This is a genomic window from Amorphus orientalis (assembly GCF_030814015.1).
In the GTDB taxonomy this organism is placed as follows: Bacteria; Pseudomonadota; Alphaproteobacteria; order Rhizobiales; family Amorphaceae; genus Amorphus; species Amorphus orientalis.
On sequence record NZ_JAUSUL010000001.1, the window covers coordinates 1,543,030 to 1,561,747 of the forward strand.

The 18,718-nt window shown below is 66.8% G+C and carries 16 protein-coding genes; 7 read left to right on the forward strand and 9 right to left on the reverse strand.

Going from position 1 to position 18,718, the window contains the following annotated elements; translation table 11 throughout:
* Positions 1 to 125: 125 nt before the first annotated feature.
* The 7 genes from J2S73_RS06985 to J2S73_RS07015 all read right to left on the reverse strand — a co-directional run bounded on the left by J2S73_RS06985 (position 126) and on the right by J2S73_RS07015 (position 8,723).
* Positions 126 to 1,352 (reverse strand): metal-dependent hydrolase family protein, encoded by a 1,227-nt coding sequence (locus tag J2S73_RS06985; protein WP_306884734.1) that lies wholly within the window; start codon positions 1,350 to 1,352, stop codon positions 126 to 128.
* Between the two features lies 1 nt (position 1,353).
* A complete protein-coding gene (locus tag J2S73_RS06990) occupies positions 1,354 to 1,869 on the reverse strand; it encodes a GAF domain-containing protein (RefSeq protein WP_306884735.1) in 516 nt (171 codons plus the stop codon).
* A 14-nt stretch (positions 1,870 to 1,883) separates the two neighbouring features.
* The gene (locus J2S73_RS06995; protein WP_306884736.1) at positions 1,884 to 3,194 is read right to left on the reverse strand and encodes a TRAP transporter large permease; all 1,311 of its coding nucleotides are present in this window, start codon (positions 3,192 to 3,194) and stop codon (positions 1,884 to 1,886) included.
* Positions 3,195 to 3,206: 12 nt separating this feature from the next.
* Complete coding sequence (locus J2S73_RS07000; protein WP_306884737.1) at positions 3,207 to 3,731, reverse strand: TRAP transporter small permease subunit; 525 nt, start codon at positions 3,729 to 3,731, stop codon at positions 3,207 to 3,209.
* A 182-nt stretch (positions 3,732 to 3,913) separates the two neighbouring features.
* Positions 3,914 to 4,909, reverse strand: a complete 996-nt coding sequence (locus tag J2S73_RS07005) for a TRAP transporter substrate-binding protein (RefSeq protein WP_306884738.1) — start codon at positions 4,907 to 4,909, stop codon at positions 3,914 to 3,916.
* Between the two features lie 59 nt (positions 4,910 to 4,968).
* Positions 4,969 to 6,663, reverse strand: coding sequence for a hydantoinase B/oxoprolinase family protein (locus J2S73_RS07010; RefSeq protein WP_306884739.1), 1,695 nt, complete (start codon positions 6,661 to 6,663; stop codon positions 4,969 to 4,971).
* Positions 6,660 to 8,723: a hydantoinase/oxoprolinase family protein gene (locus J2S73_RS07015; RefSeq protein WP_306884740.1), complete on the reverse strand. Its 2,064-nt coding sequence runs from the start codon at positions 8,721 to 8,723 to the stop codon at positions 6,660 to 6,662. Before J2S73_RS07015 ends, J2S73_RS07010 begins: the two co-directional genes overlap by 4 nt.
* A gap of 103 nt (positions 8,724 to 8,826) precedes the next feature.
* On the opposite strand from J2S73_RS07015, the gene J2S73_RS07020 reads away from it, so the two are divergent.
* A complete protein-coding gene (locus J2S73_RS07020; protein WP_306884741.1) occupies positions 8,827 to 9,534 on the forward strand; it encodes a GntR family transcriptional regulator in 708 nt (235 codons plus the stop codon).
* Positions 9,535 to 9,570: 36 nt separating this feature from the next.
* On the opposite strand, the gene J2S73_RS07025 is transcribed toward J2S73_RS07020, so the two are convergent.
* A complete protein-coding gene (locus J2S73_RS07025) occupies positions 9,571 to 10,293 on the reverse strand; it encodes a haloacid dehalogenase type II (protein ID WP_306884743.1) in 723 nt (240 codons plus the stop codon).
* A gap of 382 nt (positions 10,294 to 10,675) precedes the next feature.
* Between J2S73_RS07025 and J2S73_RS07030 the strand changes: the two genes are divergently transcribed.
* A complete protein-coding gene (locus J2S73_RS07030; RefSeq protein WP_306884744.1) occupies positions 10,676 to 11,296 on the forward strand; it encodes a pyridoxamine 5'-phosphate oxidase family protein in 621 nt (206 codons plus the stop codon).
* 179 nt (positions 11,297 to 11,475) lie between these two features.
* On the opposite strand, the gene J2S73_RS07035 is transcribed toward J2S73_RS07030, so the two are convergent.
* Positions 11,476 to 11,850: an ArsR/SmtB family transcription factor gene (locus tag J2S73_RS07035; RefSeq protein ID WP_306884745.1), complete on the reverse strand. Its 375-nt coding sequence runs from the start codon at positions 11,848 to 11,850 to the stop codon at positions 11,476 to 11,478.
* Positions 11,851 to 12,124: 274 nt separating this feature from the next.
* On the opposite strand from J2S73_RS07035, the gene J2S73_RS07040 reads away from it, so the two are divergent.
* From J2S73_RS07040 to J2S73_RS07060, 5 genes are all read left to right on the forward strand, one after another.
* Positions 12,125 to 12,976 carry an ABC transporter substrate-binding protein gene (locus tag J2S73_RS07040; protein WP_306884958.1) on the forward strand — a complete coding sequence of 284 codons (852 nt, stop codon included), beginning with the start codon at positions 12,125 to 12,127 and terminating at the stop codon, positions 12,974 to 12,976.
* Between the two features lie 23 nt (positions 12,977 to 12,999).
* Entirely contained in the window at positions 13,000 to 14,130 is a 1,131-nt protein-coding gene (locus J2S73_RS07045) for an LLM class flavin-dependent oxidoreductase (RefSeq protein WP_306884746.1), read from the forward strand.
* 64 nt (positions 14,131 to 14,194) lie between these two features.
* Positions 14,195 to 16,033 (forward strand): TRAP transporter large permease subunit, encoded by a 1,839-nt coding sequence (locus J2S73_RS07050; RefSeq protein WP_306884747.1) that lies wholly within the window; start codon positions 14,195 to 14,197, stop codon positions 16,031 to 16,033.
* Positions 16,034 to 16,079: 46 nt separating this feature from the next.
* Positions 16,080 to 17,093 (forward strand): TRAP transporter substrate-binding protein, encoded by a 1,014-nt coding sequence (locus J2S73_RS07055; protein ID WP_306884748.1) that lies wholly within the window; start codon positions 16,080 to 16,082, stop codon positions 17,091 to 17,093.
* 41 nt (positions 17,094 to 17,134) lie between these two features.
* Positions 17,135 to 18,697 (forward strand): gamma-glutamyltransferase family protein, encoded by a 1,563-nt coding sequence (locus J2S73_RS07060; RefSeq protein WP_306884750.1) that lies wholly within the window; start codon positions 17,135 to 17,137, stop codon positions 18,695 to 18,697.
* Positions 18,698 to 18,718 lie beyond the last annotated feature (21 nt).

Consider the following 18,718-nt stretch of genomic DNA (forward strand, 5'->3'; position numbering starts at 1 on the left):
GGTCGCGCTTTACCCGGTCCGCCAGGTCATCATCGGAGGTTCGGGGCTGTCATCGGAACACCCCTGGTCAACCTCTTGCGCCAGCTCTCCCAAGACGCCCCCCAGTCACGCCGGATGGGTTTCGCTCACAGCTGATCGACCAGCACCTTGCCGTCCTTCATGACGAGCTTCGGCGAACGCTCCGGGTTCTCCATGATCCCGATATCGTCGAGCGGATTGCCGTCGACGACGATCATGTCGGCCAGATAGCCTTCCTTCACGAGGCCGAGATCGGCTTCGCGGCGGATCAACCGGGCGCCATTGATGGTCGCGGCCCGCACCAGATCCACCGGCTTGACCACCTCGGCGCGCAGGCCGAACTCGGTGAGCTGGCGCCGGTGCATGATTCCCAGCAGATCGGTCCCGTACGCCATCGGCACGCCGGCCTTGTAGGCCATCTCGACGGCGTTGATGCCGGCGTCGAGCACCTCGTAGGTCTTGTCGACGAGCTCCTCGGGCAGCCCGGCCTTGACGCCTTCCTCGACGAGCGCGCGGTAGATCGCCAGCGTCGGCACCAGGATCGCGCCGTGCTCCTTCATCAGCGCGATGGACTGCTCGGTGGCGAGATTGCCGTGCTCGATGGAGCGCACGCCGAGCTTCACGCAGCGTTCGATGGAGCGGGCCGTGTAGGCGTGGACGGCGACGTAGAGGTTCGCCATCTCCGCTTCCTCCACGACCGCCGCAATCTCCTCCTCGGAGAACTGGTCGGAGGTGATCCGGTCGGTCGGCGAGGAGATGCCGCCGCCGCCCATGATCTTGATGAGATGTGCGCCACGCCGGATCTCGCCGCGGGCGGCGCGGCGCAACTCCGGAACGCCGTCCACGATGTAGCCGAGCCCCGGCTGGCAGTAGGCGCTGTCATAGGCCTCAACGCCAGGCGCGCGGACGTCGCCGTGACCGCCGGTCTGCGACAGCGCCTTGCCGCAGAACTGGAGGCGCGGCGCGTCGAACACGCCTTCCTCGACGGCCCGGGACAGGCCGTGGTCGGCGCCGCCGACGTCGCGCACGGTCGTAAAGCCGCGCTTCAGCATGCCGTTCATGATCTCGCCGGCCTTGGCGGCGACGTAGAACGGCGAGGTGCGGGCGAGTTCGGCGAAGTTGGCGGTGAACGCCGTCACGTGGACGTGGCAGTCGATCAGACCGGGCATCAGCGTCTTGCCCTTGAGATCGATCGCGTTCGCATCGGAGGCGGAAACCTTCGTGTCGGCGATCTCGGCGATCCGGCCGTCGCGGACGAGGACGGACCGATCCGGCAGGATCTCTCCCGCTTCCACGTCCAGGACCGATGCGTTCTCGAAGAGGAAGGATGTCACGTCAGGTCTCCTGATGGGTCGAATCTGAATGGAGCAGCGCCGGCACGAGAGCGGGTGCGAGGAACTGCACGAGCGCGAGATCGCTCGCGTCGTAGGCCTGGGGTGCGTCGAGCACACTGATCACGCCGAGCGTTCGTCCATCGAAGCGGACCGGCGCGTTGAGGATGGTTTCGCAGCCGAGCGACAGAATCAGCTCGTGATCGGGAAACGCCCAGCGGATGTCGTCAGCCGAGGCGCCGAACCAGGGCTTGCCGCCCTTCAGGACGACGTCTCCCCACGGCGTCGGTCCCATCTTCTTGCGGCCCAGCAGAGGATATTCCGCCGGCCTGCTGGAATAGATGCGCTCGACCTCGCCAGCCTCGGCCCGGAAGGCGAGGATCGTGAAGAGCCGGTGGCCGAGATATTCGGCGGCGATCTGGTCCGCGGTCTGGAAGGTCGGCACCGGCTGGCCGGGGGTGGCCAGGGCGTCGGCAAGCCGTTCCGAGAGGACGAGTGGGTCGTAGTCTTGGAGTGTCATGGCGGACTTTCGGATCAGTCGTAGAGAAGGTGCGGCAGCCAGAGCGCGATGTCGGGGAAGATCGCTATGATCGCCACGCCAAGCAGCATGAGGAAGAAGAACGGCAGCGACGCCCACGCCACCCGCCCGATCGGATCCCCGGTCAGGCCCTGCAGAACGAAGAGGTTGAAGCCGACAGGGGGCGTGATCTGGCCCATCTCCGTCATGATGACGAGATAGATGCCGAACCAGACCGGATCGAAGCCGGCCTGTGTGGCGAGCGGCATCGTGATCGGCAGGCTCATTACCACGATCGAAATGCCGTCGAGGAACAGCCCGAGCAGGATGTAGAACAGCGACAGGACGATCAGGAGACCGATCGGTGACAGGTCCATGGCGGCGATCGCCTTGGCGACGTTCGCCGGCACGTGCAGATAGCCCATCGCCGTCGACAGGAAGGCGGCGGAGATGAGGATGATGCAGACCATGCAGCTGGTCCTGAGCGTTCCCATCAAGGTCTCGACGAAGAGCTTGAAGGTGAGCTGGCCCATGACGAGAGCCAGAACCAGGGCCGCCGCGACACCGACGGCAGCGGCCTCCGACGGGGTGGAGATGCCGCTGTAGATCGAACCGAGGACGATCCCCATCAAAACGATGATGGGGAAGATGTTGCCGAGGCCTCTCAGACGGTCGCCCCAGCTGTAGGTTTCCGAGCCCTTCGGTGCGACCTCGGGGTTGAGGAGGGCGCGGACCATGATCCAGCCGGAGTAGAGGCCGGCGATCAACAGGCCCGGCAGGACGCCGGCGGCGAACAGCCGGCTGACGGAGACCTCGGCGAGGATGCCGTAGACGATCATCACGATGGAAGGCGGGATCAAAAGGCCGAGGCTGCCGGCGCCGGCGAGCGAGCCGAGCGACAGATCGCGGTCGTAGCCGCGTTTGGCGAGCTCGGTGGTGGTGATCTTGCCGATCGTGGCGGCGGTCGCCGCACTGGAACCGGAAACGGCGGCAAACAGCGTGCAGCCGAGCACGTTGGTGTGCAGAAGGCGACCGGGAATCTTGTCGACGAAGGGGGTCAGCCCGCGGAACAGACGGTTGGAAATGTCGGTTCGGAAGATGATCTCTCCCATCCAGATGAACATCGGGATGGCTGCGAGCTCCCAGGTCGAGGCGTAGCGATAGCTGATAGACGCGGCGATCGTGCCGATCCGCGCCAGGTTCATATCGAGCAGGAACGCCAGCCCGGTGATGGAGACCAGGAACAGACCCGCGAACACCCAGATGCCGAGCCCGAGGTAAATCAGGATCAGTGCCAGGACCACGGCGGCGGAGATGACGGCGTCCATAAAGCTGCTCCGCTATTCCTGGGAGAGGCCGGGCTCGTCCGGCGGGACGGGCGAGGCCGCATCGGTGACCTGGCGGAGGAAATAGGCGACGAGCTGAAGCCAGAAGATCGCGAGGCCGAGCAGCACCAGGCCCTCCGGGATCCACATCGGCACCTCGGCGATCGAACTCGACACCCGTCCCCGCACCCAATTGCGCTCGACGCTGATCCAGAAGAAGCGGATGAGGACGCTGACGACGAAGAGCGCGCCGAGCGCGCTGAGCGCTTCGAACAGGCGCAGCGTCCGACCTTCGAACCGGCCGATCAAGAGATTCACGCGGATGAGGCTGCCGTGCTCCAGCGCGTAGCCGAGTGACAGGAACGTCACGGCCGCCACTCCGTACCCGACGAACTCGGAGAGCACGAAAGTCGATGTCGCGAAGAACGTCCGAAGGATGATCTCAAAGAGCACGTGGCCGACCATCCCGATCAGGATGAGCGCGGCAAGCACCGCCGACAGGCGGGAGAGGGCAAACACTGCGATCTGGAGAAAGCGCATGATCGCTCCGGGTGTTGAGACGTCCTGATCGCAGAAGGCGCGCGCGGTCCAACAGGGGATCCCGGGCCGAAGGCGGTCCCGGGTCGCCGTTTCGACCGCAACAAGAACATCTCGCAGCGGGCCGTTCCGACAGAAGGAAGAAGGGCCGCTGCGCAGATGCGCAGCGGCCCGTTTCGTGTCGGCTATTGCTGCTTACGGTCTTCTTCGTAGCTGGCCAGGAGTTCGTCGGCCTGCGGGAACTTCGCCTTCCAGTCCTCCATGGCCTGCTGGCCGGCCTTCGTCAGCGCCTCGATGTACTCCGGCGAGACGTCCTCGACCACGGTCATGCCGTTGTCGCGCATGGTCTTGTAGTTGGTCTTCACCCGTTCGGCGAGAAGGTCCCAGCCGTAGGTCTCGGCGGTCTTGGCGGCCTTCTGGACGGCTTCCTTCTGTTCGTCGGTCAGGGAGTCGTAGGTGTCCTTGTTCATGTGCATGATCTGCAGCGGCATGGCGTAGTTCACTTCCGTGAACACCGGCAGATGCTCCCACAAATGCGCGGCCGCACCGCCGTCAGCCGAGGTCAGGACCGCGTCGATGCCGTTGGTGGCGAGCTGCGGTACGACGTCCGCCCAGGACAGCTGGATCGGCGAGGCGCCGGCTGCACGCATCGTCACCGTTCCGTTGGTGTCGTAGGTGCGGATCTTAAGCCCCTCGAGCGCCTCCATGCTGTCGACCGGCTTCTTTGCCCAGATGCCCGAGGGCGGCCACGGGTTGGCGAACAGCAGCACCTGGTTGTTCTCCTCCAGGACCTTGGCGTAGTAGGGCTTCGCCGCCTGGTAGAGCGCCCAGGTGTCTTGGGTGGTCGGCGCGAGGAAGGGCAGAGAGGGCAGCAGGAAGACCGGATCGATGCCCGCCCAGGCTCCGATATAGGAGGTGGCGACCTGTACCGCGCCGTCGCCGACCGCGTCGAACTGATCCAGCGACTTGTAGCCGAGCGACGCGCCGTGGTGGGCGGTGACGTTGATTTCGCCGTTCGAATCGGTCTTCAGCGCTTCGATGAACTTGTCGGATACCTGAGCGTGGATCGAATTGGGATCGTACTCGTTGACGAGATCCCAGTTCAGCGTCTGGGCGAAGGCCGGTGTGCCGGCGAGAACGAAGCCGGCGGCGGCAAGCGTAGAAAGTGCTTTGTATTTCATATGCTTGAGGTCCCTGGTTCTGGAAGTTGATGCCCTGTTTTTCGGGTCTGGGGAGTAGGTTAGCGCGTCACGCCCGCGTGCGGGTAGTGGTGTTTCAGAAACTCGGTCGAGAACTTGCCGGAGCGAGCGTCCTCGGCCACCAGCGCCGGGTCGCGCCGGTCGGCCGGGCCGTAGCCCCCCGATCCCGGCGTCTCGATGACGACGACCTCGTCCGGGCCGATATCGACCGACGAGGGTTTGACCGGAAGCTGCTCTTCGCCGCCCGGCTTGCGCAGTGCAAAGCGCCCGGGCCGCCCCGCGTCGCCGCCGAACACGCCCCACGGCGCGTTCAGGAAGCGCTCGCCGGCGCCGTTGAAGGTGCAGGCATGATCGAGGGGCTGGATCACCCGGCGCAGGCCGCCACCACCGCGGTAGGTGCCGGCGCCTCCGGAGTCCTGGATGATCTCGTAGGCCACCACCCGCAGCGGATATTCGGTCTCGATCGCCTCGATGGGCAGGTTCGACGTGTTGGTGATGTGGACCTGGACGCCGTCCTTGCCGTCGCGGTCGTCGCGGCCGCCGAAGCCGCCGGCGAGCGTCTCAAGATAGAGATACGGCTTGCCACTGCGCGGATCGACGCCGGAGAAGACGGCGGTGGTGTTGGCGCCGTTGGAAGCGCCGACGGCGCGGTCGGGAAGCGCCGGGGCAAGCGCGCCAATGATCATGTCGATCAGCCGCTGTGAAGTGTGGGCGCGGGCGGCGACCGGGGCGGGAGCCACGCAGTCGACGATGGTGCCCGGCTCGGTGACGAGTTCGCAGCAGTCGATCACGCCCTGATTGTTGGGGATCTCGGGATCGAGCAGCGCCTTCAGCGAGTAGGCGACGGCCGACTGGGTGGCGTTGATGGGCACGTTGATGTTGCCCTTCACCTGAGGCGAGGACCCGCGCCAGTCGAACACGGCCCGGTCGCCCGTCACCTCAATCCGGAGCCGGATCGGAATGTTCTGGGTGCCGAGGCCGTCGTCGTCCATGACGTCCTCGAAGCCATAGACGCCATCCGGGATTTCTGCGATCGCCGACCGCATGCGCCGGTAGGTGCGGGCCACCAGATCGTCGAACGCCGCGCGCATGGTCGGGATGCCGTAGCGCGCGGCGATTTCCTTCACCCGGCGCACGCCGAGCTGGGCGGCGGCGATCTGGGCGTAGTGATCGCCGCGGCGCTCGTCGGGAATGCGGGCGTTCAGCAGGAACAGGTCGAAGAGGTCGGTTTGCAGCACGCCCTTGCGGAACAGGCGGACCACCGGAATCCGCAGGCCTTCCTGATAGATCTCCGACATCCCGCCCGCCATTGAACCCGGCGCCATGCCGCCGATGTCGGCGTGGTGGGCGATGTTGCAGACGAAGCAGAGCAGCTCGCCCTCGACGAACACCGGCGCGGCAAAATTGATGTCCGGCAGGTGGGTTCCGCCGGCGACGTGCGGATCGTTGGCGACGAAGATGTCGCCTTCCTCGATCTCCTCGGGCTTTACCTTGGCGAGCACCGCCTTCATCAGGCCCGTCATCGAGCCCAGGTGGATCGGCAGCGACATGTCCGCCTGGACGATCAGCCGGCCGTCCCGGTCGCAGATGGCCGTCGAGTGGTCATGGCGTTCCTTGATGTTGGTCGAATAGGCGCTCTTCATCAGCGCGATGAAGGTCTCGTCGACAACGGAGCGCATGGCGCTTGCCATGACCTCGAGCGTGATCGGATCGATCGGCGGTGCGGCGTCGGTCACTGAGCGATCTCCATCAGGATGTTCAGCGCATCGTCGACGCGCGCCACGTCGCCGGGGAAGACCAGGGTGGTGGCGTCGAACTGGTCGATGACGGCAGGCCCCTCGATCACCGTGCCGGCCGCAAAGGTGGCGCGGTCGTAGACCGAGGTTCGGACCGGGTCGGGATCGAAGAACCACACGTCGCGCACCTCCACCGGCGTCGGCGTTGTGGTGGCGTCGGCGGCGGCGCTCGGCATGCCGGGCGAGGGCAGGCGGCCGATCGCGGTCAGCCGGACGGCCACCACGTCCACCGGGTCTTCGGGATTGTGGAAGCCGTAGGCCTGGTCGTGGGCGGCGAAGAACGCGTCCCTGAGTGCATCCACCTCCGGCGGGCGCAGCGTCAGGCCATCGGTCTCGATGGGCACGCGCAGCTCGTAGTTCTGGCTGGCGTAGCGCATGTCCACCACCGCCTGCAGGGAGCGGCGGTCGGCGGCCACTTCCTCATGGGCCCACCAGGCCTCAGCCTCCGCCATCATGTCTTCGGCCAGAGCGGCGATCCGCGCCCCTGCGGCGTCGTCGAGCCGGAAGCGCTGGCCGCGGACCAGATTTTCCGAAAGATCGGCGACGAGCAGGCCTTCGGCGCACAGGATACCGGGAGAGTAGGGTACGACGATCTCGCGGATGCCGAGGGCCTTGGCGCAGGCGTTGGCGTGCAGCGGGCCGGCCCCGCCGAACGGCATCAGCGCGAAGTCGCGCGGATCGTGGCCGCGCTCCACCGAGATCGCCCGGATGGCACGGACCATGTTGGCGGTCACGATGTCCAGCATGCCCTGGGCGGTCCGCTCCGGGGTGAAGCCGAGCCCCTCGGCGACCGGCGCGATCACCCGGCGCGAAGCTTCGGTGTCGAGGGTCATCGTGCCGCCGAGAAGACCGCGCTCGGAAAGCCGGCCGAGCACCGCGTTGGCGTCGGTGACGGTTGGCTCGGTGCCGCCGTGGCCGTAGCAGGCCGGACCCGGCACCGCGCCGGCGCTCTTCGGGCCGACCTTCATCAACCCGTCGCGATCGAACCAGGCGACGGAGCCGCCGCCCGCGCCCACGGTGTGGATGTCCACCATCGGCAGGCGCACGGGGAAGCCGGCGACCTCGCGGTCGAAGGTGGTGCTGACCTGATAATCGCGGATCAGCGTCACGTCGGCGCTGGTGCCGCCCATGTCGAGGGTGATGATGTTGCCGCGGCCCGCCTTGCGCGCGGTGCTGATCGCACCCATCGCGCCCGCGGCAGGACCCGACAGCGCGGTGCGGACGGGAAACTCGCGGGCGCGCTCCGGCGACATCAGTCCGCCGCTCGACTGGTTGATGCCGACGCGGGCGTCGGGGGCGAGCGAGGCCAGCTCCGACTGCAGGTGACGCATGTAACGGTTCAAGAGCGGCTGCAGGTAGGCGTTGAGCAGCGTAGTGGAGAAGCGTTCGTACTCGCGGAACTCCGGCTGTACGTCCGACGACAGCGAGATCGAGAGGTCCGGCAGTGCCGCGGCGAGGCTGGCGCCGACGGCGCGCTCATGATCCGCGTTCAGATAGGAGAACAGGAAGCAGACCGCACAGGCCTCCGCGCCGCTGTCGCGGACGGCTTCCACCGCGGCCGCGACGCTGTCGGCATCAAGAGGTGTCACCGCTCTGCCGTCGGCGCCGACGCGCTCATCGACCTCGAACCGGTGTTCGCGGGCGGCGAGGGGGGGCGGCTGGTCGGCCTTGAGGTCGTAGAGGCGCGGTCGGATCTGCCGGCCGATCTCCAGGAGATCGCGGAAGTTGCGCGTCGTGACCACGGCGACGGGAGCGCCGGTCCGCTGGATCAGGGCGTTGGTCGCCACGGTGGTGCCATGGGCGAGGACGCCGACGGTGGCGGGATCGAAGCGGGCCTTTCCCGCCAGTTCGCGCAGCCCCTCCAGGATCGCGACGGCCGGGTTGTCAGGGGTGCTCGGCCGCTTGTGGAGCGCCAGCTGGCCGCTCGCGCGCTCGAAAGCGTAGAGATCGGTGAAGGTGCCACCGACGTCGACGCCAATGATCCATTCCGGTCGCTGCATGGGATCTCGCGGCTTGGGCAACCCGGGTTCACATAGCGTATGCACCAAGTATATAATCCGTCAACACGCGATCCCGCGCGTGTGACAAGGCAATGTGGCATCCATGACGTCGAACGATCCGAAGGCGGCACCCGACAGCGTCTACCACCTGATCCGGGCGGCCATCCTGCGCCTCGACTTCGCCCCCGGCAGCGAGCTTGAGGAGGGAGTGCTGTCGCGGATGTTCGAGGTCTCCCGCACGCCCATCCGCGAGGCGCTCATCCGGCTGTCCTCGGAAGGCCTGGTGTCGATCCAGCGCGGCCGGGGAGCGCGGGTGGCGATGCTCGATCTCTCCGATCTGCGCGACTATTTCGAGGGGCTGGATCTCCTGCAACGGGCCGCGACCCGGCTCGCCGCCGTACGGCGCACCAAGGAGGACCTGAAGGAGATCGAGATCCATCTAGTCACCTTCGAGAAGGCGTCCGCGGTCTTCGACAGCATCGCCACCAACGATGCCAACCACGCTCTGCATACGGCGATCGGCGCTGCCGCCCATTCCGGTCGCATATTCGCCGCCTATCATCAGATCCTTTCCGAGACCCAGCGGATCGCCCATCTGTGCTTCAGCGAAAGCGCGCGCGCCGACGACCGGCTGGAGACCCATCTGGAGAAGACGATGGCCGATCATCGCCAGATGTACGAGGCGATCCGGGCGGGGGATGCCGACGCCGCCGAACGCGTGGCCGGCGCGCATGTCGAACTGTTTCGTCACCGGGTGGTCGACGCGCTGATGTCGACGCGGCTGACGGAGCCGGTATCGGTCGCGGGGTGACAGCAGGCGCCGGAGACCGGCGCCTGGCCGCCCTGATCAGGCGCTGATTTCCTTGCCATGCGCTTCGGCAAGTTCCGCCATGGACGTGAAGCGGAAATCGACTTTCGGCATGTCGCCCGGGTTCATCGTGGCGCCGAAGCCCTCCTGCTCGTGCCTGCGGTAGATCCAGCAGTTGGCAAGTCCGTGGCGGTTGGCTGGCCCGTGATCGTGGAACATACTCTCCGCAGTGTGCAGGATGTCCGTCTTCTCGATGCCCATACGGCCGAGATTCTTCAGCATGTAGTCGAAGTTGCGGTCATTCGGCTTGTAGGAGCCGACATCCTCAGCGGTGTAGATGGCATCGAACTCCACGCCGAGCTTCTGCTGGCTTGCCCAGAAGCTGGCGTTGTCGACGTTCGACAGGATCACGAGCTTGTAGTGCTGTTTGAGGTAGCGCAGGGACTCTGCCGTATCCGGGAAGGCTGGCCAGGCCTGAACCGATGCGCCGTAGGCGAGGCACTCCCCCCAACTCACCGGCACGCCCCATTCCTCCGCAAGCCGCCTGTAGACCACGGCGAGCAGCTCCGGATAGTGCTTCGCCGGCGTCTGCGCCTGGGTCGACGACTCGTGGAAGGCATGTGCCTCAAGGATGTCGTCGCGGCTCAGCGAACGGGAGACCTTCGCCACGAGTGGCTGCAGGCCGGTGAAAATGCCGGTCTCCCAGTCGATCAGGGTTCCGTAGCAATCGAATGTGAGCGCCTTGAAGTCGCTGAGTCGCATCCCGGTTACTCGCTTTCCTCTGAGTTTGGCGATGCCCGTGGGCATCGCAGCGGCCACTGGAGTATACGACGCGTATAATCAGATTCCAATGCGCGGCTTGGGATGCGGGTCAGCGCGGATGATCAAGGCCGATGGATGGACAACGGTTCTGTCGAACGGCTGTGGCTGATCACTCAGCCACACGCCGGCCGCATTGGACGAACCTCGGCAGAGGCATGCGAGCGTGTCCGTGAAAACGATCATTGGGAGCATGCCCCTCACGATCTGACGGCTAGAATGGCGGGATAATCACATCCGGGATGGGCTTAACTTCGCCGCCAACATGTCCAAGTCGGGGGATCACCTCATTCCGACCTGCAGGACGAACTGGAGGAACACGTCCATGAAGACCCACCGCATCACCACGCCGGAAGAGCTCGACGCGCTCTATGGGGCACCGGGCACCGCGGCGGTGCGCAAGGAAGTACCCGCCCTTACGCCGGGCTATCGCGCACTGATCGAAGCGTCGCCCTTTGTGGCGCTGGCCACAAGCGCGCGCGAGGGTGGGCTGGACTGCTCTCCACGCGGGGACCCGGCCGGGTTCGTGCACATCGCCGACGATCGGACGCTCATGCTGCCGGACCGCCCGGGAAACCGGCGGGTCGATTCCATGCGCAACATCCTCTCCGACCCGCGCATCGCGCTTCTATTCCTCATCCCCGGCCAGGGCGAGACGCTGCGGGTCAACGGCCGAGCCGAAATCTCCACCGACCCGGAGCATCTGGCCCTCTTCGACATCAAAGGCAAGCTGCCGATCTCGGTACTCCTGGTGCATATCGAGACGGTCTACTTCCAGTGCTCGAAAGCGATCATCCGATCCAAGATCTGGGACCCGGAGACTCACATGCCGCGCGGCACCCTCCCGACGGCCGGCAAGCTCCTGGAGGAGACGATACAGGCCGAGACGTCGGCCGCGGACTACGACCTCTGGGTCCAGGAGCGGATAAATCAGACCCTCTATTGACGGGTGTCGCCGCCGTCCCAGTGGCGCCGCGGAAGTGGTCCGTCACCGGGCGCAAACGCGGTCTCGGAGTAGCCGATCCTTGCGATGTGCTCGGCGGGTGGCATGACCGTCCGCCGCGCGCGATCGCGACAAGGTCGCGCCGCAGGCATCGTCTTCGACCGTGCGGATCAGGCTGGGGATCAGTCGAACATGTCGGGCATGCCCGGCGTCATGCCGTCCATGGGGCCACGATCCTGCATGCGGATGTCCTTCAGCTCCGCGAAGACCAGGCGCAGGGCCTGAACGAGCGGCAGGACGCGGGCGTCGTTGATCCAGTAGGTCGCCGAGCGCGCCTGGCGCTGGCGGGAGATCACGCCGGCTTCACGCAGCTGGGTCAGCTGCTGCGACAGGGTCGGCTGGGGGATGCCGAGATCGTCCTCCAGCTCGGTGACGGTGCGCGGTGCTTCCATCAGGTAGCACACGAGGGCGAGCCGGTTGGGGTTGGCCAGCTGTTTGATGAGGTCGCTGGCTTCCACGACGCTGTGACAGACCTTCTCCGGCTTCCGCTTGCTCACCGGCTCCTCCCTTGCGTGCCGCCCGCACGCGCTGGGCGTGACGACCTTCGAATGGCTCGCATGAATCTACAAAAAACGCAACTCACGCCTAACAGGCGGGCGGTGTGCGGTTCTATTTTGCAGCGAAAGATGAATTAATGGGCAGAATTTTGCTTGTTCTTCAAATCATCAAGCAATGTTTGACAAGGGCTTCGCAGCGCCATTAATTTACAAAAATATAGATTGATTAGTCGCGGGTCGGTGATGGCCCGTGGCGCACTGGAGTTCCGCAATGCTGAAGATCGGCGTTCACCCCATGAACCTCCATCTGCGTCTGGCGGAACTCTGGCCGGCGCCCTTTGCGGATATGGACGTGGAGTTCGTGTCCTATCCGGAGGGCCGGGACACCGGAAAGCTGATCGCCGAAGGCCGGCTGGCCGTCGGGGGAACCGGGTCGACCCCGCCGCTCATCTCCCAGTCGGAAGGATTGCCGGTGATCTATCTGGCCGCCTCCGCGCCGCGCCCGGCCAACGGCGCGATCCTGGTCGCCGTCGACAGCCCGATCGCCACGCTCGATCAGCTCAAGGGGAAGCGGGTCGCCCTGATCGACGGGTCGTTCCACACCTATCTGCTGGCGCGCTCGCTGGAGCAGGCGGGCCTCAGGCTCACCGACGTGCAGCGCTGCGAGATGAGCCCTCAGGCCTCCCGTGAAGCCCTTGCCAGGGGGGAGGTGGATGTCTGGATCGCCATGGCGCCGATGATCGACCAGACCATCGAAGCCGGCGAGACCCGGCTGCTGACGCTCTGCGGCTCGACCATTCCGAACCGGTCCGTGTTCTGGACGCTCCGCGACGCGGAGGCGACCTCGAACGAACTGGAGGGGTTCGTCGCCGGGCTGGTCGCGCTCGGCCGCCAGGTCTCTGCCGATCCGGACCGCGCCGTTGCGCTGCTTGCCGGGAAGGCCCCCAGCGCCGAGGCCCGTGCCGCCTGGAAGGGCGTCGTCATGGGCCGCGACTGGACCGTGGTTCCGGCGAGCCCGTCGCTGGTGGCCGAGCAGCAGGAAGAGGCCGACGTGCTCCATGCCCACGGCGACTTCGCGGCGCCGCTGAAGATCGAATCCTTTCGCGCCGCCGTCGGCGCGGCCTGACCGTCAGAACAAAGGAAAGTCCCATGAACGTCCTCTGGTACATGTGCGCTCCGGACGGTCATTATCCGTGGACCGCCGAGGGCTCCCGGACCGTCGATTACGGCTACTACCGGCAGCTCGCCCAGGCATACGACCACCTGGGCTACACCGGCGCGCTGTTCGCCACCGGCGCCCATGACGTCTGGGTGCTGGCCGCGGCGCTGCTACCCTACACGGAGCGCATGAAGTTCCTCTGCGCCATTCATCCCGGGGTCATCGCGCCGACGCTGCTCGCCAAGATGGCGGCGACGATGCAGGAATTTTCCGGCGGCCGCACGCTGCTCAACGTCGTCTCCGGCGATGCCAAGATGATGGGCGCCTACGGGCTGACCATGAGCCACGACGAGCGCTACGAGATGGCCGACGAGTATCTGACCATCTTCAACCGTCTGATGGCCGGCGAGAGCGTCACCCAGGACGGCACGTACTTCCCGACCGTCGGCGCGAAGCTGGCACTGCCGGTGTCGGAGAGCATCGCGCCGCCGCCGCTCTGGTTCGGCGGATCGTCCGACAAGGCAATCGACGTCGCCGCCAAGCATGTCGACACCTATCTGAGCTGGGGCGAGACCCCGGAGCAGATGAAGATCAAGGTCGACAAGGTGGGCGAGCGGGCGGCCCATTACGGCCGTGAGCTCAACTATGGCATTCGCCTGTATGTGATCGTGCGCCGGACCGACGAGGAGGCCTGGGACGCGGCCCGCGATCTCTACGACCACATGGACGCCGATTCCATCGCCGGGAACCAGAAGTTCGTGGGCGGCACCGACTCCATCGGCCAGCGCCGGATGAGCGAGATGCACGGCGGGGTGAAGCCCGACAACCTGCGCGATCTCGAGGTCGCCCCGAACATCTGGGCTGGCATCGGGCTGGTGCGGCCGGGGCCGGGCAGCGCGATCGTCGGGTCGCCGGAAACGGTTATCCGCACGCTGGACGAATACCGCCGGATCGGGATCGACACGTTCATCCTGTCCGGGATGCCGCTTCTGGAGGAAGCCTACCGGTTCGGCGAGCTGGTTCTGCCCAAGCTCGACGTCACCCGCGAGGAGGCGCCGGCCAAGAAGCACTTCACCTGGAACACGCTGTTCGACCGCGATCTCGACGCCAAGGCGAGCTGAGACGTCCGATCGGGACTTGTCCGCTGGTCCGATCTGCGCGAGTCCGTGAGCCGGAAGGAGCCCGATGAGCTTGACCTTGGATCAGGGTGTGCCTGAGGGACTGGCCTGGCGTGCCGGGCGCGTCCTCGACGTCGCCAGCGCGTGGCTGTCCGCGATCGCCGCCCTGGTGCTCGCGGGGCTGATGGTGCTCGTCGTCTCCGGCTTCGTGCTGCGCTATGCCTTCTCCAGCTCCATCATGGGGGCGGAAGCGGCCGGGATCTGGCTCAACGTGGCCATCGTCGGGCTGGGTGCGCCGCTCGCCCTGAATTCCACCCTGGCGATGCGGCTGGACGTCTTCCAACGGCTCCTGCCGCGCCACGTCCGTCTCGGCGCCGACATGGTGGCCGAGGCGATGACGCTGCTCTCGGGGCTGGTCATCGCCCACGGCAGCTACACGGTGACCCGGATCGTGGGCGGCACCAATGCGGGGCTGGGCCTGCCGGAATGGATCCCGTTCGCGCTGTTTGCGCTCGGCGGCGGTCTGGTGGTGCTGTTCACCGTTCTCAAGCTGATCGCCGACGGCCGCATCGCGACGCTGGTGGTGGCGCTGGCGCTCGCCGCCTTTGCCTTCTGGCTCGCCGGATCCGGGATCCGGATCGAAACCGGCCTGCCGAAGAGCCTGATCCTCGGACTGATCGTGGTGGTGGGCCTCGTCGTCGCGGCGCCGCTGCCCCATGCCTTCATCGCGGGCGCGTTTCTGGTCGTGCCCTTCGGCAGCCCGTTGCCGGAGCCCGCGATCCTCAACTCCGCCGTCAGCGGGATCATGAAGTTCCTGCTTCTGGCGATCCCGTTCTTCCTTTTGACGGGGACGCTGTTGGCGCGCTCGGGCGTGGCGACGCGGCTGATCGAATTTGCCGGCGCGCTGGTCGGCCACATGCGGGGCGGGCTCGCCCAGACCACGCTTCTGACCAACGTGTTCTTTTCCGGCGCGTCGGGCTCGTCGATCGCGTCGGCCGCGTTCGGCGCGGCCACCTTCCAGCCCGAGCTGGAGCGCCACGGATACCCGCCGGCCAAGGCCGGCGCGATCATCGCCGCGACCTCTGTGCTCGACAACGTCATTCCGCCGTCGATCGCGTTCCTGATCCTGGCGATGGCGACCAACCTGTCCGTGGGCCAGCTGCTCGTCGGCGGGCTCTGGGGCGGGTTGGTGATGGCGGTGGCGCTGTTCGTGGTCATCCGGCTGACCTGCCGCGATGCGCCGGTGAGCGCGCCGGCGGCAGGCGGAACCCGCTGGCGGCTGGCACTGCGGGCGGTGCCAGCCTTCGGTCTTGGCCTGATCGTCGTGTTCGGCATCCGGCTTGGTCTCGTCACGACCACCGAGGCGGCCGCGATGGCGGCGCTCTACACGTTCGGGCTGAGCGTCTGGTTCGGCGTCGGCGCACGCGGTCTCGTTGCCGCGTTCCGCCAGTCCGCCACGGAAGCAGCGGCGATCGCGCTTCTGATCGCGTCGGCCGCGCCCTTCGCCTTCCTGCTCGCGGTCGACGACATTTCCGGCCTGATCGGCGACCTCGCGGCGTTCTTCGGGCAGGGACCGGTGGCCGCGCTGCTGGTATCGGCAATCATTCTGTTCCTGGTCGGCCTGGTGCTCGATATCGGCGCGGCGATCCTCCTGTTCGGGCCGCTGCTCCTGCCGATCGCGACCGCCGCCGGCATCGATCCGATCGTCTTCGGCGTCATCATGGTGGTGAACCTGATGATCGGCGGTCTCACGCCGCCGTTTGGCGTGCTGGTCTTCGTCGTCGGCGGCGTAACCGGGGTGCCGACGGCTCATCTCTTCCGGGCGGTCCTGCCCCATGTGGCCGGGCTGACCGTCGCCCTGTTCGCCATTTCGCTGTTCGCTCTCGTCTGGGCGGCGATCGCCTGACACTCGAAAAACACGACCTTCCCGAGGCTCCAACACGGAGAGACACATGGTTTCCGGATTGAAGACCCCCTCCCGCCGCACCGTACTGAAAGCCGGTGGTGCCGCCGCCGTCGGCCTTCTCGCCGCACCCGCCCTCATCGGACGGGCTCAGGCCCAGACCACGCTGACCGTCGCCTCCCTCATGGGGCCGGACCGGCCGGAATCGAAGGTCTGGGAGCGCATCGGCGAGATCGTCGACGACAAGCTGCCCGGCGCGTTCAGCTTCAACGTGGTGCCGAATGCCGCGCTCGGTGCGGAAAAGGAAGTGGCTCAGGCCGCCAAGCTCGGCTCCGTCCAGGCGTCGCTCTCGACCATTTCGCTGATGTCGTCCTGGGTGCCGGAGGCGCAGATCTTCGACCTGCCGTTCCTGTTCCGCGATTCCGAGCATCTGATCGCGGCGACCAAGAGCAAGGTCGGCGACGACATCAAGGCGAAGCTCGCCGACCAGGGCTTCATCGTGCCCGCCTTCATCGACTATGGCGCCCGCCAGCTTCTCACCAAGACGCCGATTTCGGCGCCGGGCCCGCTCAAGGGCATGAACATGCGCGTGATCCAGAGCCCGCTGCACATGGAGCTCTGGTCGAACTACGGCGCCAACCCGACCGGCATCCCGATCGTCGAGGCCTACAACGCGCTGCAGACCGGCGTCGTCGACTGCATGGACCTCACCAAGAGCGCCTATGTGTCGTTCAAGCTCTACGAGGTCGTGCCCTACATGACCGAAACGGCCCACATCCGCGCGGCCGGCGTCGTCTATTTCGCGCAGCCGTTCTGGGCGACCCTCAACGACGAGCAGAAGCAGGTCCTCGGCGAGGCGGCAGTCGAAGGCGCGGCCTATTTCAACGAGCTGGTCCGGGCCGACGAGGACACCGCGATGGCCACGGCGGCGGAAGCCGGCGCTGAAGTCATCCAGCCGACGGACATGGAGGCCTGGGTCGCGGGCGCCAAGCCGGTCTGGACCTCAATGGCCGACACCGTCGGCGGCATGGACCGGATCGATGCCATCCGCGAATTGAGCTGAGGTCTGGTCGCGTGCTCTCGTCGCCGATGAGCCTGGGGGGCATGGTCACGGCCCCCCACCACCTTGCCGCCCAGGCCGGACGGGACGTGCTGCGTGAGGGCGGCAGCGCGGTGGAAGCGGCGGTTGCAACCGCCGCGACCCTCGCGGTCGTCTATCCGCACATGACCGGGATCGGTGGCGACGCGTTCTGGCTGATCTCCGATGGCTCCGGAGCCGCCCCTAAGGCTCTCCACGCGACGGGGCGCGCCGGGGCGAACGCGACGCCCGATGCCTACCGCGCCAGGGGATACGATGCCATTCCGTGGCGCGGGCCGGATGCGGCGCTGACCGTTCCGGGGACCATCGCAGGATGGGAGGCGGCACTCGCGCTCTCCGCTGAATGGCAGCCGTCGCTGCCGCTCGCCCGTCTGTTGGAGCCGGCGATCCAGTTCGCCGAGGCCGGCTCGCCCGTTACCGAAAGTCAGGCGCGGCTGACGCGCGCCAAGCACGATGAGCTCGCCGGCGTGCCTGGGTTCGCCGCCACGTTCCTGCCCGGCGGCAAGGCACCCGCGGTCGGCGAGAGGCTTGCCCAGCCGGCGCTTGCGGCAACGCTCCGTCGGCTGGCGGGGGCCGGCCTGCGCGACTTCTATGAGGGCGAGACCGCGCGTCGACTGGCCGCGGATCTTGCCCGGGTCGGAAGCCCGGTCACTGCAGACGATCTGGCGGCGCACCGGGCCGACTGGCGCACGCCGCTGTCGGTTGCGCTGCCGCGCAGCGGCGCCCGCGTCTGGAACACGGGCCTGCCGACCCAGGGGCTCGCCTCCCTGATCATTCTCGGTATCGCCGACCGGCTCGATCTCGGCGACGAAGGCTCGTTCGATCATCTCCATATCCTGGTCGAGGCGAACAAGCGGGCGTTCCTGATCCGAGACGTCCATGTCGCCGATCCATCGACCGTCGGAAGTCCGGATCGCTTCCTGGAGGACGGCGCGCTCGACGCGCTCGCTGCGGAGATCGATCCGCGCCGCGCTCTACCATGGCCGCAGCCGGCTGTGCCGGGCGACACGATCTGGCTTGGTGTCACCGATGGCGCTGGACGCAGCGTCAGCCTGATCCAGTCCCTCTACTACGAGTTCGGGTCCGGCCTCGTCTCGCCGGAGACGGGCGTGCTCATGCAGAACCGCGGCTCTTCCTTCCGGCTGGACGGACGCTGGAACGTGCTGGCTCCCGGGCGTCAGCCGTTCACCACTCTCAATCCGGCGATGGCCCGGTTCGATGACGGCCGCTGGCTGACCTACGGCACGATGGGCGGAGAGGGGCAGCCGCAGACCCAGGCGGCGATCTTTTCCCGGATCGCCAACTTCGCCATGGCGCCGCAGGAGGCGGTGACGGCGCCGCGCTGGCTCCTCGGCAAGACCTGGGGAGAAGGATCATTGAGCCTCAAGGTGGAAAGCCGCATCGCCGACGAAACGGTCGCGCGGCTTGTCGAGGCCGGTCACGAAGTCGAAGTGACCGGTCCCTTCGAGGATTTCATGGGGCATGCGGGCGCGATCCTGGCCGACCGCGACGGCCTTTTGACCGGGGCCACCGATCCGCGCTCGGACGGTGCGGTGGCGGCCCTTTAGGAGCGGAACGCTTCGCCTTCG

Bases quoted from the DNA above. Each gene is read 5' to 3' on its own strand.
- J2S73_RS06990 (WP_306884735.1), bottom strand. From the start codon at position 1,869: ATGACACTCCAAGACTACGACCCACTCGTCCTCTCGGAACGGCTTGCC.
- J2S73_RS06995 (WP_306884736.1), bottom strand. From the start codon at position 3,194: ATGGACGCCGTCATCTCCGCCGCCGTGGTCCTGGCACTGATCCTGATT.
- J2S73_RS07000 (WP_306884737.1), bottom strand. From the start codon at position 3,731: ATGCGCTTTCTCCAGATCGCAGTGTTTGCCCTCTCCCGCCTGTCGGCG.
- J2S73_RS07005 (WP_306884738.1), bottom strand. From the start codon at position 4,909: ATGAAATACAAAGCACTTTCTACGCTTGCCGCCGCCGGCTTCGTTCTC.
- J2S73_RS07015 (WP_306884740.1), bottom strand. From the start codon at position 8,723: ATGCAGCGACCGGAATGGATCATTGGCGTCGACGTCGGTGGCACCTTC.
- J2S73_RS07020 (WP_306884741.1), top strand. From the start codon at position 8,827: ATGACGTCGAACGATCCGAAGGCGGCACCCGACAGCGTCTACCACCTG.
- J2S73_RS07025 (WP_306884743.1), bottom strand. From the start codon at position 10,293: ATGCGACTCAGCGACTTCAAGGCGCTCACATTCGATTGCTACGGAACC.
- J2S73_RS07030 (WP_306884744.1), top strand. From the start codon at position 10,676: ATGAAGACCCACCGCATCACCACGCCGGAAGAGCTCGACGCGCTCTAT.
- J2S73_RS07045 (WP_306884746.1), top strand. From the start codon at position 13,000: ATGAACGTCCTCTGGTACATGTGCGCTCCGGACGGTCATTATCCGTGG.
- J2S73_RS07050 (WP_306884747.1), top strand. From the start codon at position 14,195: ATGAGCTTGACCTTGGATCAGGGTGTGCCTGAGGGACTGGCCTGGCGT.
- J2S73_RS07055 (WP_306884748.1), top strand. From the start codon at position 16,080: ATGGTTTCCGGATTGAAGACCCCCTCCCGCCGCACCGTACTGAAAGCC.
- J2S73_RS07060 (WP_306884750.1), top strand. From the start codon at position 17,135: ATGGTCACGGCCCCCCACCACCTTGCCGCCCAGGCCGGACGGGACGTG.